This is a genomic window from Yersinia sp. 22-579 (genome assembly GCF_030433455.1).
Lineage (GTDB): Bacteria > Pseudomonadota > Gammaproteobacteria > Enterobacterales > Enterobacteriaceae > Yersinia > Yersinia enterocolitica.
Window position 1 is genome coordinate 344,115 of record NZ_JAUJTZ010000002.1, and the last position, 15,156, is coordinate 359,270.

The following is a 15,156-nucleotide window of genomic DNA, read 5'->3' on the forward strand; positions in this document are numbered from 1 at the left end:
TAGCTAACTTTTAATACAATAATGGCGGACCTAATGGTTCGCCTTTTTTCATACTATTTTCAGCGCTATTCCCAACTCAGCAACAATTGCCGCTCAAGTTGTGGGTCGAGTAACGTGACGTGCAACCCGACCAGTCGAACCCCTCGCCCCGCGCGCCGCTCATTCCATGCTGTCCGTGCCACTTGTAATAAATCGGCTTTATTCAGCTGTGGCCAAACATGTTCTTGTGTCGTTTGCTGAAAATCATGAAATTTGAGTTTCACCCCTTGCCGGGCAATATGCAAATCTGGCCTGACTTTACGAAGGCGAGTCTCCAGCTCAATATAAAGCTTTTCAATCAATGACTCACAGCTTTCCCAATCATGAATATCTTCGGCTAGTGTTTGCTCGACTCCAACTGATTTACGTAAACGATCAGGAGAAACTTCACGTTCATCAATGCCGTGGCTGCGCTCCCATAACACATGACCAAACTTACCAAAGCGCTTTAATAATTCTGCCTGCGAATAGTTTTGTACATCACTACAGGTTATCAGCCCCAGCTCTTGTAAACGTTTTGCGGTCACTTTACCCACCCCGGGGATTTTACTTAGCGGTAAGTCGCGCAAGAAAGGCAATACCTGATCCGGGGTTATCACATACTGACCATTGGGTTTATTTAAATCAGACGCGATCTTGGCTAAAAACTTGATAGGGGCAATACCGGCAGAAGCCGTTAAATTGAGCTCCATCGCAATGGATTGGCGGATTTCTTGTGCTATTAATGTGGCGGAACCACTGCATGCCTGACAATCAGAGACATCCAGATAGGCTTCATCCAGCGAAAGTGGCTCAATTAATGGAGTATAGCGCGCAAAAATCTCACGAATATGCTGCGAAGCTTCTTTGTACGCAGCCATTCGGCCGGGGATCACTTTCAGTTGTGGGCAAAGTTTCAATGCCATAGCGGTGGGCATCGCACTGCGAACCCCATAACGGCGGGCGGGATAATTGGCGGTGCTAATAACACCGCGCCGGTCACGGCTACCGCCAATCGCAATAGGAATATCACGCAAGCTGGGATCGTCACGCATTTCGACTGCCGCGAAGAAGCAATCCATATCGACATGAATAATTTTTCGCATGTTTATTTCCCCGACCAAACCACTGTATAAGAATACAGTTAAATCGGAAAAATTCAAGATTATCCTAGATCCGCATCACACCAATAGTATGACAGCGAAAAACTAGGCGGGAAGCAGCGCAACCACTTCAATTTCCAAGGCCAGATCATGATGCAAAACCGGCACTGGTACTATGCAGCGAGCCGGTTTATGTGACCCCAGCCAATCAGCATATAGCGCATTAAAATGTGACCATAGTGCGATATCACACAAATAAACTCGCACCTGAACCAGGCTATTTACAGTACAATGACAATCCGCGAGTATCCCCTCAATATTGGTAAATACCTGCTTCACCTGAATATCGAAAGGTTGATTTGATAAGGCCACCCCCAATGGCGTGACAGGCAATTGACCGGAGAGATAGATCATACCGCCCGCACAGACAGCATGGCTATAATGGCCCGCCGGCGGCAGGCCTGATGTTGAATTTATCAAGATAGGCTCAGACATCATCAAAGCTTATCAATAAAGTGAGCCAAACGCCCTAAATCAACATTACCGCCCGAAATAATGACCCCAACTCGTTTACCGCGCAGCTCCAACTGGTCACCAAAAGCCACTGCTGCCCCTAAACAGCCGGTGGGTTCAACCACAATCTTCATTCGACTGGTGAAAAATTTCATCGCAGAAATTAACTGATCATCAGTCGCAGTCAGAATATTATCAACTCGCTCCTGAATGACTGGGAAAGTGTAGTGACCCAAAGCCGGAGTTTGTGCACCGTCCGCAATGGTCACTGGCGTTTCAATCTTAACGATTTTTCCACTGCGAAAACTCTGTTGCCCATCATTACCCGCGGCAGGTTCCACCCCAATTACCTGACAATTGGGGTAAAGCGCTTTGGCGACGGTGGCACAACCAGACAACAGCCCCCCGCCTCCAAGTGGTACCAGCAGCACATCCAACTCACCCACTTCTTCAAATAATTCTTTCGCCGCTGTCCCCTGGCCGGCCATCACATCCGGATAATCGTATGGCGGGATTAATGTTAGCCCCTGTTCCTGTGCCAGTTTATTGCTAATAGCTTCGCGATCTTCAAGGTAGCGGTCATACAGCACCACTTCGCCGCCATAGCCACGGGTCGCCGCAATTTTGACCGCTGGAGAATCCTTAGGCATGACAATAACAGCGCGAATCCCTAATTTACGAGCCGATAAAGCAATAGCTTGTGCATGATTACCCGACGAGAAAGCAATAACCCCTTTTGCTTGCTGTTGCGGCGATAATTTCACCAGCGCGTTATAGGCCCCTCGAAATTTGAATGCCCCCATATGCTGGAAATTTTCGCATTTAAAAAACAGCTGCGCGCCGGTCTGCTCATTGGCAGTGGATGAGGTCAAAACCGGAGTTTTGAGCGCAACCCCAGTAATCCGCTGGTGTGCTTGAACAATATCGTCGTAACAGATTGCTAATGGGGCCATCTTCAGTTTCCTTCAGTAGGGAGATAGGTATAGACAGTCGAGCGGGCGACACCCAGATTATTCGCAACCACGGTCTGGGCATTTTTCAAATCCATCAAACCGGCCTGTGCCAATTGACGGACAATTTCACGCCGCTGTGCCGGATTCAGTGCGCGTGGCGTGGTATTGTGCGCCGCTGCAAATTGCTCCAACTGAGTCCGTAACATCTCAAGGCGAGGTGATGCCAAAGACTCTTGAATTTCGGTGGGCGTAGTTTGTGTCAGCTGTGACAGGCTGGCACTAACGGCAGAAAACAGGGAGATGTCCATATTCAGACAGAGAGCCCCGATAAACTCTCCTTTGCTATTTTTCAGGCCAATTGATGTGCTTTTTGCCGGACGGCCATCAGGAAATTGGTTCGGATAGTTAAGGATGACCTCAGGGAAGTTAGGATCAGCAATACGGCTCAATCCCAGTTCAGTCGCTGGTTCACCGACTTCCCGACCGGATAAGTTGTTTGAAATCGCCGCAATAGCATGTTCAGGCTGAGTCAGGTCGTGCAAGACAAATTCCACTAAGGGTGCAAATGTTTTGCCCAGTGCTTCAACGATTTTTTTGCTCTCCCGCAACAGGAGTTGATCTTCTGTTAGTTTCATAATTGAAGTATTGTCATTTTATGACATTTTGTCAAACTGATTGTATGCGCATAACATCTCAATAAAAAAGCTGCGCGCGGCAGCTTTTTATCATTGAATTCGTGATAGTCAGTGTTACTTAAGAATAGAGCTTTTCAGTGATTTATCTTGCTGATGACGTTCTAAAGCCAGCTCAATCAGTATGGTGATCAATTCCGTCGAGCCAACCCCTGTAGCGCGCCACAATTTAGGATACATACTAATATTGGTAAATCCAGGAAGGGTATTTATTTCATTGATAATTATGGTGTTATCGGCCGTTAAAAAAACATCGACCCGAGCCATACCACGGCACTCAAGTGCGCGAAATGCTGCTAAAGCGACTGCACGAATATTATCACTGACGGCACTGTCTATTGATGCAGGGATAATGACCTGAGCACCGGTTTCATTAATATATTTTGTGTCATAGGAATAAAACTCGTCGCTAATAACGACTTCACCACACAAACTGGCTTGCGGATTATCATTGCCCAAAACTGCACATTCGATTTCTCGCCCAACAATAGCCGATTCCACCAGCACTTTATGGTCAAAATCAAAGGCTAATGCTACCGCCTGCTCATATTCGTATGCATTACGCACTTTACTCACACCAACCGAGGAGCCCTGATTTGCTGGCTTTATAAATAAAGGTAACCCGAGTTTTGCCGTAACTTGCTCAAAACGATAGTTATCTTTATTCGCCCGTGTCAGGGTAATAAATGGTGCAATATTCAACCCAGCATCACGCAATAAACGCTTGGTAATATCTTTATCCATGCTAACCGCAGAACCCACAACACCGGAGCCGACAAAAGGAATATTTGCCATGCGTAGCAGGCCTTGCAAGGATCCATCCTCCCCTAATGTCCCATGGACAATCGGGAAAATGACGTCCAACTGAGCCAATGCAGAGGCATTATCGGTAGCAATCAGCTGCTGATGCTCTTGGCCTGGGATCAGCGCGACATTTTTGTTTGAATGGTTCAGGGAAATCAATGCTGGGTTTTCTGCATTTAACAAGTAATTAGATGCATCATTAACATGCCATATTCCTTGTTTATCAATACCTAATAACATCACATCGAATTTTTCTTTATCAATCGCATCTACGATGTTCTTGGCCGACTGTAATGACACTTCATGTTCAGCTGATTTACCGCCAAAAATCACACCTACTCGCAATTTCGACACACTGCATTCCTTCTTGAGACCTGGTACTTAGGGCGCGACCACCCAATAAAATTACAGGTAACATTAATACAACCTTTGCATGCTTCACTAATGTTTTTTAAGATTCCTACAGAATTTTCTGGTTCAGATGGATAAACCACTTTTGTCTGAGAGAAATTAGCACCAAATACTTCTTTTAATAAGATAAGACGTTAATTCGCCATAGCAAATAGTCATAATTATCCTAATCAATATGGCAACCAAATTAGCCAATAACAGAATTGAATTCTGTTATTGGCTTTTTTTCCATTTTTGTCATTTATTTTTAATAAAAAATCATTAAATTCGACAAAGCCAAATAATATTGGCTATATGATTAACATCACCCTGCAACAACTCATCACCAGTCAATGGATGGAAATTAAATATTATGCGAAATTATATTATGGCTACTTTATTACTCTCAACTACTTTTGTAACAAATGCTAATTCAGTCACTTCAACAATGCCCCAACAAGCACCACAAATTATTGCTCACCGGGGTGGAACAGCCGATGCACCTGAAAATACAATTCCAGCCATTAAAAAAGCATTGGCTAATGGTGCAGATGCAATCTGGATAACACTACAGTTATCAAAGGATAATATTCCAGTATTGTATCGCCCTATTCTCCTTGAGGACTTAACCAATAAATCAGGGAAAGTTTCTGGCTATACCGCTAAACAACTCGCCGGTTTTGATGCCAGCGTTAACTATAATGAAAAACATAATATTCAACCTAAATCAGCTCCACGCATTGGCATTCCTACGCTGGATGAAGTATTGAAGACCTTCCCGACAACAACATTTTACCTCGACATTAAATCACCAGATGCAAACCCAGTTGCCTTTGCCGCAGCACTACAAAAAACGCTGAATGCAACCACCAAAGGCGAAAAAAACCGGCTGGGCAGAACCCGAATTTACTCAACCAATGATAGTTATCTGAAAGTATTGGATGCGGTTAATGAAAAAAGTGATGCTGCACATCAAATTCAGCGTTTTGAAAGCCGTGACTTTACTCGAACGCAGCTAGCCAACATTACGATGGATCATAAATGTGAATTACCAGCAGATAATAAAGAGCGCTGGTATGGTCTGGAATTACACCGCAATGTTGAAGTCGTGGAAAAATACACTCTGGGTGAAGGGCGTTCTAAAGCAGTATTAAGTTGGGATAAAGAAGCCGTTGATTGTTTCCGTAAAAATACAAATGCACATATTATTTTCTTCGGAATTAATACTCCTGAAGATTATATGAAAGCAAAAGAGTTAGGTGCTAATGGTGTAATGGTCGACTCTCCAAGCCAATTTAAAAAGATAGCCCACGACAATAAATAACTATACCGTCATATTTCAAACTGCATGTGTGCTGACTGCCTACCACTCGAATTATTTAGGATATAAAAAACAAAACCCCTCGCTCAAATCCTTATTAAGCGAGGGGTTTTACAGACAGTAAGACAATTTAGATCCCAGCTATAGAATGCGATACTGCTCCAGAGCTTTCTGACGAGCGGACTCTTTGGCTAACCGTTTCTTACGCGAATCACAAGGCTCGGGGCAATCACACACTTTCTCCATACCCAAAGCACTAATGCCTCCGCAACTGCCCTGTAAGGTTTTACGTTTTACGATATAACCCAGCGACATCCCAGCAATGACCAAGAGAAAAAAGACAAAGGACGCGATAAAAACAGTTAACATATCCCTCTCCTGTCACAGCCGCTTTTGCAGATAAGGTTTGAACGACTCTGAAGAACGCTCCTCAAAACCATCATCAGTTTTCACTATCATAAATACCGGAATACCCAATAAATTAGCTAATGCCATTCCTCGCTCCGGCCCAAGCACGCCTAATCCAGTCGAGAGCCCGTCAGCGGTCATACAGCTTGGGTCTAAAACAGTAATGGAAACTAAGCGATGCTTAATTGGCCGCCCGGTTTCAGGATCAATGGTATGTGAATAGCGCACGCCATTTTGTTCAAAGTAATTACGGTAATCACCAGAAGTTGCGATAGCCATTCGACCGGGTTCGATAATCTCTTGCGCACTTTGCTCTGACCCTGCAACAGGCTTTTCAATGGCAATGCGCCAAGGTTTATTCTCCCCATTATTACCCCGAGTCCGAACCTCACCGCCAATATCAACCATATAGTTATCGATATTCTGCGCTTCCAAATATTCGGCAACAACATCGACCCCATATCCTTTAGCTATAGCAGAAAGATCAACATACAGTTCAGGAATATGTTTGATTAAAGCTCCATTTTCTACGGCAAGTTTATCAATACCAACCCATTCCCGGCGTTTGGTGATCTCAGCATCAGTAGGCACCACATTTGGTCGTCCTTCTGGGCCAAAGCCCCATAGATTAACCAACGGCCCGACAGTTACATCCAACGCTCCGTCCGTCAGGCGATTAATACGAATAGCCTCACGTACCACCTTGGCGGTAGCAATAGAAACAGGAAATGGCGTATCCACTTGCTGACTTTTATTGAAACGGCTCAGCTCGGAATTCGGTCGATAAGTCGACATTTGATCATTAACCTGTTCCAGTTCGCGATCTATTTCCTGTTGTAACTTTTTCGGGCTGAGGGTTGATGAGTCACTCACATACTTAATTGAATATGAGGTACCCATAGTTTTACCTTCGAGGTTGATTTGCTCAGGACCACAACCTGTTAGCAGCAAAACCCCCACAGTAGCCATTAGCCAATGCATTATATGTTTTCGCACAATATCCCCAATTAATGTAGAAATCCGAGTGGTGGCAACTCAGCCACCAAAATCATCGAGCATAATGTTTTCATCTTCCACCCCAAGGTCTTTCAGCATCTTGATGACCGCCGCATTCATCATTGGCGGACCACACATATAAAATTCGCAATCTTCAGGTGCTGGGTGATTTTTAAGATAGTTTTCTAATAACACGTTATGAATGAAGCCGGTATAACCCGTCCAATTGTCCTCTGGCTGCGGGTCAGACAAAGCCACATGCCAACGGAAATTATCATTTTCAGCCTGTAACTGATCAAAATCTTCTTCATAAAACATCTCGCGCCGTGAACGCGCACCATACCAGAAGCTGATTTTACGCTTTGAATGCAGCCGTTTAAGCTGATCAAAAATATGCGAACGCATTGGGGCCATACCCGCGCCGCCGCCAATAAAGATCATTTCCGCATCAGTATCTTTGGCAAAAAACTCGCCAAACGGCCCGGAAATCATCACTTTGTCACCCGGTTTTAGCGACCAAATATAGGAAGACATGATTCCTGGTGGAGCATCTGGTACTGACGGTGGCGGTGTGGCAATACGCACATTTAGCATGATAATACCGTGCTCTTCCGGGTAGTTTGCCATGGAGTAAGCGCGCACTGTTGGCTCCGTCACTACTGATTCAAACCGGAATAAATTGAATTTATCCCAATCGCCACGATATTCCTCAGGCACATCAAAATCAGCGTATTTTACCCTATGGGGTTCAGCCTCAATTTGGATAAAGCCCCCGGCGCGGAATGGCACCACCTCACCATCCGGTATTTTCAGCTTCAGCTCTTTGATAAATGTGGCTTTATTATCATTAGAGATAACTTCACATTCCCACTTTTTCACCCCAAAGATCTCTTCCGGCAATTCAATTTTCAGATTCTGTTTCACACTAACCTGACATGCCAGCCGACAACCTTCTTTGGCTTCCCGCTTTGAAATATGAGAAAGCTCCGTGGGCAAAATATCGCCACCGCCTTCTTTAATCGTCACACGGCACTGCCCACAAGAGCCGCCCCCGCCACACGCGGAAGAAACAAATATGCCATGACTGGAAAGCATATTGAGCAGCTTATCCCCTGCCGGAGCAGTGAAACTCTTATCTGCATCTTCATTTATATCAATTGTAATATCACCAGTATTCACCAGCTTTGACTTGGCAAATAAAATCATCACCGTCAATGCCAAGACAATGAGGGTGAACATCACTACGCCTAGAATTATTTCCATGAATTATTCCTGCCTTTATAAGTTCACGCCGGAGAAAGACATAAACCCTAAGGCCATCAATCCGGTAGTGATAAAGGTGATCCCTAGCCCCTGTAAACCCGCAGGTACATTGGCATACTTCATTTTTTCACGAATACCTGCTAACGCGACAATGGCTAACATCCAACCAATACCGGAACCAAATCCATAAACGATGGATTCAGGAAAGTTATAATCACGCTGTGCCATAAACGACACCCCACCGAAGATGGCGCAGTTCACCGTAATCAGTGGCAGGAAAATACCCAGTGCGTTGTACAGCGCGGGAAAATACCGATCCAGGATCATTTCTAGCACCTGCACAATGGCGGCGATAACACCAATAAAGGTAATAAAATTCAGGAAACTGAGATCAACCCCCTCAACTAATGCGCCATCCCGTAGAACCAGGTTATAAACCAAATTGTTAGCAGGCACAGAGATACCCAAGACGACGGTTACCGCAATGCCAAGGCCAAAGGCTGTCGAGACTTTCTTGGAAACTGCCAGGAAAGTACACATTCCCAGAAAGAATGCTAACGCCATATTCTCAACAAACACTGCGCGGACAAACAGACTGATGTAATGTTCCATCATCAATTACTCCTTCTCAATCTGCGCAGGTTTTAGGGTTCGCAGGCCCCAAATCAGCAAGCCAATAATAAAGAATGCACTAGGTGCCAACAGGAACAATCCATTAGGCTGATACCAGCCACCATTCTGGACAGTTTCCAGTACCGTCACACCAAACAATTTACCGGAGCCAATCAACTCACGGACAAAACCTACCAGCACTAACACCACGCCATAGCCCAAGCCATTGCCGATGCCATCCATAAAGCTTTCGATTGGTGGAGATTTCATCGCATAAGCCTCTGCGCGCCCCATCACAATGCAGTTAGTGATGATCAGGCCAACAAATACTGATAGCTGCTTGGATATCTCATAGGCATAAGCGCGTAAAATCTGATCCACCACAATGACCAATGAGGCAATAATCACCATCTGAACAATGATACGTACGCTGTTTGGAATATGATTGCGAATCAATGAGATGAAGAAGCTGGAGAATGCTGTAACCAAGGTTACCGCCAGTGTCATCACTAAAGCCGTTTCCAATTTGGTGGTGACAGCCAACGCAGAGCACACTCCCAGAATTTGCAGCGCAATCGGGTTGTTATCAAATAACGGCCCCAATAAGACCCGTTTAATCTCTTTGCTATCAGCCATTTTTTAACCCTCCTTCACGCACTTTTTTCAGGAACGGGCCAAAGCCGTTTTCACCGAGCCAAAAGTCAAAGCTGTTTTGTACCCCATTGGATGTCAGCGTCGCACCAGATAAACCATCTATTGCATGGGGATCGTTAGCAGGCGCTCGCCCCTTGACAATACGAATAGCCGGTTGCCCTTGATCGTCAAATAACCGCTTGCCAATCCATTGGTTACGCCAAATCGGGTTTTCAACTTCACCACCCAGCCCAGGGGTTTCACCTTGATCGTAATAAGTGATACCACGTACGGTTTTACCGTCAGTGTCGATAGCAACAAAGGCATACATCATTGACCACAAACCAGAACCGTAAATCGGTAACACAATTTTATCGACCTGCCCGCTTTCACTGCGCACCAGATAAATTTCAACCACATTCGCTCGACGGCGAATACCGGCCATATCCTGTGCTGGTGTCAGTGCAATACTCATTTGGTTATCACGCAGTGCCTGTACGCGATCAAAGGTTGCCGGATCTTGTTGAATAAACTCACCGCTCTGTAAATCCAGCAGGCGTGGTTCAATCCGCTGCGCAAACTCACTCTGTACTTCTTCTGCTGGCATTCTCGGTTGCAGTAATCCTGCCACTGCCAGAATATTGCGTTGCTTATCAAGTAAGCGCTGTTCTTGTTGCTTAGCTTTCAAACCTACCGCGGCACCCGCCACGATGACAGAACACACCAGACAGAGCACGATGACCACCAGCAGTGTTTTACCGATGCTGTCATTATTCCTTGGTTTATCATTCGCCACGGGCTTTCCTCCGCTTGATATTGGCCTGAACAACCACATAGTCGAACAGTGGCGCAAACAGGTTAGCGAACAGAATCGCCAGCATCATTCCCTCCGGATAAGCGGGATTGGCGACGCGGATTAATACACACATCGCGCCAATCAAGCCGCCATACCACCACTTACCTTTATTGGTAAAGGAAGCGGATACCGGATCTGTCGCCATAAAGATCATGCCAAAGGCAAAACCACCGAGCACCAGATGCCAATACCACGGCATGGCGAATAACGGGTTGGTTGTGGAGCCGACCCAGTTAAACAGATAAGCGGTTGCTATCATGCCAATCATGACCCCAGCCACGATTCGCCAGGACGCCACGCGACCGAAGAGGATAATGGCCCCACCGATAAGAATCATCAGCGTGGATACTTCGCCAATCGAACCGGGAATATTACCAAGGAAGGCATCCATCCAAGTGATAGGTTGACCCGAGACGGTATTGACTAAACTGTGGCTACCGTTAACACTCCATTGCGATAAAGGCGTTGCCCCCGAGAAACCATCTGCCGCAGTCCAAACCAGGTCACCCGATATGTGTGCCGGATAAGCAAAGAACAGGAAAGCACGCCCCGCCAGTGCCGGATTAAGGAAGTTGCGTCCAGTACCGCCGAAGATCTCTTTGCCGATCACTACCCCAAAAGAGATCCCCAGCGCCGCCTGCCATAATGGTAAGGTCGGGGGGACTATCAGGGAAAACAGAATCGAGGTAACAAAAAAACCTTCATTAATTTCATGTTTGCGGATAATGGAAAACACCACTTCCCAAAAACCACCCACAATAAATACAACGGCATAAATTGGCAGGAAATAAACAGCGCCTAGCACCATTTTGCTCACCCAACCGGCATCTGGTGCTAATGATGCACCCAGTAGTTGCGCCAATCGGTAATGCCAGTCACTGGCAATAATCTGTTGTAGTTCTGCGCCGCTGTAGAGTTGGTTTAATGCCGGTATCGCCTGCCCGCCAACGTTATACATTCCCCAGAACATCGCCGGAAATACCGCCAGCCACACCAGAATCATCATCCGTTTTAGATCAATAGCATCGCGAACGTGAGAGGCACCCGGTGTCACTTTACCTTGGGTATAAAAAATGGTGGCCGCAGCTTCATACAGCGGGTAATACTTCTCAAGCTTGCCACCGGCTTCAAAGTGGTGCTCTATTTTCTCAAGAAAACTTTTCAGGCCCATCGGTTATCCTTCCTGCTCAATCTTGGTCAGTATGTCGCGCAATACCGGCCCATATTCATACTTACCGGGGCAGACAAATGTACACAGAGCCAAATCTTCTTCATCCAACTCCAGACATCCGAGCGCTGCGGCGCTATCAGTATCGCCAGCTAGCAGATCACGCAGCAAATGAGTGGCCAAAATATCCAGTGGCATAACGCGCTCATAGTTACCAATCGGCACCATCGCACGCTCCCCACCATGCATATCAGTGGAGAAAGCAAACAACTTGTGCTTGAAGAAATGGCCCAATGTGGTGCGAGTAATCGAATATTTATCACGCCCCGGCATCACCCAACCGAATAGCTCTTTTTCTCGCCCTTCGCGGATGACAGACACTTGTTGATGAAAACGCCCGAGATAGCCATGAGTGGCGGAGAAAGCAGTACCGCTGAGCACGGAACCGGAGATAATGCGGTTATCCCCCTCTTTCAGTTGACCGGCAGTGAGTTCAGATAAACTGGCCCCAAGGCGAGTTCGCAGTAAAACCGGCTGCTCCACCTGCGGCCCTGCCAGTGAGACGATACGATCTGTCCACAGCTCACCACGAGTAAATAATTTGCCGATGGCAATCACATCCTGATAGCCCACATGCCATACCGTTTTGTTCAGACTGACCGGCTCAAGGAAATGGATGTGAGTTCCTACCAAACCAGCAGGATGCGGGCCAGAGAACTCATTATAAGTCACCTGTGCGTTCTGATAGCTGGCAACGGCCTGCCCCGGCGCATGACACACATGCACTTTCCCTTCGGTCAGACGGGCCAATATAGTTAAACCATGATTGAAGGCATCAGACTCGGCGGCAATAATAACTTGCGGGTTGGCAGCCAGCGGTTGGGTATCCATGGCGCTGACAAAAATGGCCCGCGGACGACTATTAGGAACAGGAGTTTTGCTAAAAGGGCGGGTACGCAGAGCAGTCCATAAACCCGATGCCAGCAAATGGCGCTGCACTTGTTCATCACTCAGTTGGTTGAGAGAGGACTCCTCATAATGTTCAAACGGAACTTGCTCGTTCCCGTCAATTTCAATCACCACAGACTGCAGAACCCGCCGCTCACCACGATTGATGGCACTGACTTTGCCACTAGCAGGGGCGGTGAACATCACACCTGGATTCTTTTTGTCTTCAAATAGCGCCTGGCCTTTCTTTACCCAATCGCCTTCTTGAACCAACATTGAGGGACGCATCCCAACATACTCTTCACCAAGCAAAGCCACATGATGAATTGTTGGCCCCTCTTCTATTATTTGTGCAGGTGCCCCAGCGATGGGGATATCTAACCCTTTCTTTATTTTAATCATAGAGTTGAACTACTTTATTAGTTATATCAAATGCTGTACTAACCCAGAGTGTACAGCCACACAAAGATAAGATACTTTCATGGTTCAGTTAAACGGCGGTGTAATACCGAGTCGATTAGATAAACATAAATACTGACCGAAAGAGTCTTAGATATTAATACGGATACCCTTATTGGATGTTATCGAAGCCTAGATAGCGAAACAGCCAATAACTGAGCGGGTCATCAGCAGTGAGCAATTTTAGCATTTGCCACCCAGCACTGTCTGACAAATGCAGTGACTTGAGTCAAGCAAACACAAATAATTTACTGCTAAATTTTGTATATATTCGGTAAAATCGTGTTGTTAATTCATCTTTAACGATTTTGTATTTATTTTATACAAAACATATATTGCTAAAAATTTTCTGACTGATAATCTGCGCCTATAAATCAGAAAGTCAGTGGCATCTATAAATATAAGTAGGAATAAGAATGGGCAAAATCGCGCCGTCATTCGTGACGATAATGTTTGCGATGATAATTTGTTTGCCTGCGGTCTCCTTCACCAGCTCAGCCAGTGAGCCTGTGGCGGTATCCAAAGAGCTAAAACAGCAATTACTAGGGTCATCGGTCTATATTCAAATCTTCAAAGAAGAACGTACTCTGGAATTATATGCCAGGTTACAAGGTGAGTATCGTTTGGTGCAAAGCTACCGTATCTGTGAATTCTCAGGTGGACTTGGTCCAAAACGCCGTGAAGGGGATTTTAAGAGTCCGGAAGGTTTTTACACTATTGATATGCGCCATTTAAAACCCGACAGTAAGTTTTATCGGGCTATTAATATTGGCTTCCCAAATGATTATGATAAGTCGCAAGGTTATTCAGGGAAATATCTGATGATCCATGGCGCTTGCAAATCAATCGGCTGTTATGCAATGACTGATGCCTATATGGACGAGATATTTAACTACGTGCAAACGGCATTTATCTTTGGTCAGGAAAAAGTGGATATCAGCATCTATCCGTTCCGCATGACTGAACAAAATATGCAACGCCACCGTAACTCTTCGGATTATAACTTCTGGCGTCAGTTGCAGCCGGGTTATGAGTATTTTGCTAAGAACCGCATGCCGCCTTCAGTTTCTGTCATCAACGGGCAGTATGTCCTTAGCCGCCCGCCGACCTCCAGTACACCGACCTCGCAGTATGCGATGACAAAATCAGATGCGCTGACAAAATCAAATACGCTCGCCAAAACAGAATAATGCAAACTCACCTGGTACAATTTTGTGCCAGGTTTCATTACCAGTTAGAGGCTGAGTAGCGATCACCGTAACCACATCTTTAGGTGTGGTTTGGCGTTGAAAATCGATTTCAACATCCCTATCCAGCAAAGTCGCTTTGCCGAAAGGCGCACGACGCGTTATCCAATATAAATTGGTTGAACAGAACGCCATCACAAAACGCCCATCCGAGAGCAACATATTAAACACCCCTTTGGCGCGTAATTGCTCACATAGGGTGCCAATATAACGAAATACGGCGGGCCAATTACTCGGTGTGCGCGGGTAGCGTTTTGCCAGTTGATTCAGCAGCCAGCAGAAAGCATATTCACTGTCTGTTTGACCGATAGGTCGGAACGTTCCGGTATCCAATTGGCGATAGCCTTTAAGTTGGCCGTTATGGGCATAAGTCCAATTTCTTCCCCACATTTCACGGGTAAAGGGATGGGTATTTTCTAATGCCACTTCGCCGCGGTTTGCCTGACGGATATGGGAAACCACCGCACAGGATTTAATCGGATAATCTTGTACCAATCGGGCAATGGGTGAATTAAAACTGGGTTGAGGATCTTTAAACGTGCGGCAGCCATTACCTTCATAAAAGGTAATCCCCCAGCCATCTTTATGTGGGCCAGTTCCCCCGCCTCGTTGCACCAGGCCGGTAAAGCTAAAGCAAATATCCGTCGGAACATTTGCGCTCATCCCGAGCAGTTCGCACATATATTCCTCCGAGTACCTAAATATGGCTGTAATAGCCGAACCCTTCACTCAATCTCAAGGTGACCAACGAGATAACGACTATCGTTGGTCA

General features: G+C 46.0%; 16 protein-coding genes. 2 read left to right on the forward strand and 14 right to left on the reverse strand.

Going from position 1 to position 15,156, the window contains the following annotated elements; all coding sequences use genetic code 11:
• Nucleotides 1–65: 65 nt before the first annotated feature.
• The 5 genes from dinB to ddlA all read right to left on the reverse strand — a co-directional run bounded on the left by dinB (nucleotide 66) and on the right by ddlA (nucleotide 4,437).
• Nucleotides 66–1,124 (reverse strand): DNA polymerase IV, encoded by a 1,059-nt coding sequence (gene dinB / locus QSV56_RS03905; RefSeq protein ID WP_019081353.1) that lies wholly within the window; start codon nucleotides 1,122–1,124, stop codon nucleotides 66–68.
• 102 nt (nucleotides 1,125–1,226) lie between these two features.
• The gene (locus QSV56_RS03910) at nucleotides 1,227–1,619 is read right to left on the reverse strand and encodes a RidA family protein (protein ID WP_046051480.1); all 393 of its coding nucleotides are present in this window, start codon (nucleotides 1,617–1,619) and stop codon (nucleotides 1,227–1,229) included.
• Nucleotides 1,619–2,587, reverse strand: a complete 969-nt coding sequence (locus tag QSV56_RS03915) for a threo-3-hydroxy-L-aspartate ammonia-lyase (RefSeq protein WP_046695367.1) — start codon at nucleotides 2,585–2,587, stop codon at nucleotides 1,619–1,621. The genes QSV56_RS03910 and QSV56_RS03915 overlap by 1 nt, the downstream gene beginning before the upstream one ends.
• A 2-nt stretch (nucleotides 2,588–2,589) precedes the next feature.
• Entirely contained in the window at nucleotides 2,590–3,222 is a 633-nt protein-coding gene (locus QSV56_RS03920) for a PAS domain-containing protein (protein WP_011816929.1), read from the reverse strand.
• A 114-nt stretch (nucleotides 3,223–3,336) separates the two neighbouring features.
• Nucleotides 3,337–4,437, reverse strand: a complete 1,101-nt coding sequence (ddlA, locus tag QSV56_RS03925) for a D-alanine--D-alanine ligase (RefSeq protein ID WP_046051482.1) — start codon at nucleotides 4,435–4,437, stop codon at nucleotides 3,337–3,339.
• A gap of 409 nt (nucleotides 4,438–4,846) precedes the next feature.
• Here ddlA and QSV56_RS03930 point away from each other — a divergent pair, with 409 nt between their 5' ends.
• Complete coding sequence (locus QSV56_RS03930) at nucleotides 4,847–5,797, forward strand: glycerophosphodiester phosphodiesterase family protein (protein WP_046051483.1); 951 nt, start codon at nucleotides 4,847–4,849, stop codon at nucleotides 5,795–5,797.
• Nucleotides 5,798–5,935: 138 nt separating this feature from the next.
• Here QSV56_RS03930 and nqrM read toward each other — a convergent pair whose 3' ends face one another.
• Genes nqrM through QSV56_RS03970 form a run of 8 tightly spaced genes read right to left on the reverse strand, consistent with a single transcriptional unit; the run spans nucleotide 5,936 to nucleotide 13,080 of the window.
• On the reverse strand, nucleotides 5,936–6,163 hold the full coding sequence (gene nqrM, locus QSV56_RS03935; RefSeq protein ID WP_019081358.1) for a (Na+)-NQR maturation NqrM: 228 nt from the start codon (nucleotides 6,161–6,163) through the stop codon (nucleotides 5,936–5,938).
• Nucleotides 6,164–6,175: 12 nt separating this feature from the next.
• Nucleotides 6,176–7,198 (reverse strand): FAD:protein FMN transferase, encoded by a 1,023-nt coding sequence (locus tag QSV56_RS03940; protein ID WP_072082941.1) that lies wholly within the window; start codon nucleotides 7,196–7,198, stop codon nucleotides 6,176–6,178.
• A 39-nt stretch (nucleotides 7,199–7,237) separates the two neighbouring features.
• Entirely contained in the window at nucleotides 7,238–8,461 is a 1,224-nt protein-coding gene (gene nqrF, locus QSV56_RS03945) for an NADH:ubiquinone reductase (Na(+)-transporting) subunit F (protein ID WP_019081360.1), read from the reverse strand.
• A gap of 15 nt (nucleotides 8,462–8,476) precedes the next feature.
• The gene (gene nqrE / locus QSV56_RS03950) at nucleotides 8,477–9,073 is read right to left on the reverse strand and encodes an NADH:ubiquinone reductase (Na(+)-transporting) subunit E (RefSeq protein ID WP_004392325.1); all 597 of its coding nucleotides are present in this window, start codon (nucleotides 9,071–9,073) and stop codon (nucleotides 8,477–8,479) included.
• Between the two features lie 6 nt (nucleotides 9,074–9,079).
• On the reverse strand, nucleotides 9,080–9,709 hold the full coding sequence (locus QSV56_RS03955; protein WP_005160493.1) for an NADH:ubiquinone reductase (Na(+)-transporting) subunit D: 630 nt from the start codon (nucleotides 9,707–9,709) through the stop codon (nucleotides 9,080–9,082).
• On the reverse strand, nucleotides 9,702–10,502 hold the full coding sequence (locus tag QSV56_RS03960; protein ID WP_019082507.1) for a Na(+)-translocating NADH-quinone reductase subunit C: 801 nt from the start codon (nucleotides 10,500–10,502) through the stop codon (nucleotides 9,702–9,704). The genes QSV56_RS03955 and QSV56_RS03960 overlap by 8 nt, the downstream gene beginning before the upstream one ends.
• Nucleotides 10,492–11,733, reverse strand: coding sequence for an NADH:ubiquinone reductase (Na(+)-transporting) subunit B (locus tag QSV56_RS03965; protein ID WP_019082506.1), 1,242 nt, complete (start codon nucleotides 11,731–11,733; stop codon nucleotides 10,492–10,494). Before QSV56_RS03965 ends, QSV56_RS03960 begins: the two co-directional genes overlap by 11 nt.
• A gap of 3 nt (nucleotides 11,734–11,736) precedes the next feature.
• Nucleotides 11,737–13,080 carry a Na(+)-translocating NADH-quinone reductase subunit A gene (locus QSV56_RS03970; RefSeq protein WP_019081363.1) on the reverse strand — a complete coding sequence of 448 codons (1,344 nt, stop codon included), beginning with the start codon at nucleotides 13,078–13,080 and terminating at the stop codon, nucleotides 11,737–11,739.
• A gap of 473 nt (nucleotides 13,081–13,553) precedes the next feature.
• On the opposite strand from QSV56_RS03970, the gene dpaA reads away from it, so the two are divergent.
• Nucleotides 13,554–14,327 carry a peptidoglycan meso-diaminopimelic acid protein amidase gene (dpaA, locus tag QSV56_RS03975; RefSeq protein WP_046051488.1) on the forward strand — a complete coding sequence of 258 codons (774 nt, stop codon included), beginning with the start codon at nucleotides 13,554–13,556 and terminating at the stop codon, nucleotides 14,325–14,327.
• Here the strand turns inward: dpaA and QSV56_RS03980 are convergent.
• The gene (locus tag QSV56_RS03980) at nucleotides 14,301–15,065 is read right to left on the reverse strand and encodes a class II glutamine amidotransferase (RefSeq protein WP_046695368.1); all 765 of its coding nucleotides are present in this window, start codon (nucleotides 15,063–15,065) and stop codon (nucleotides 14,301–14,303) included. The two genes, dpaA and QSV56_RS03980, sit on opposite strands and share 27 nt — an antisense overlap.
• Between the last annotated feature and the right edge of the window lie 91 nt (nucleotides 15,066–15,156).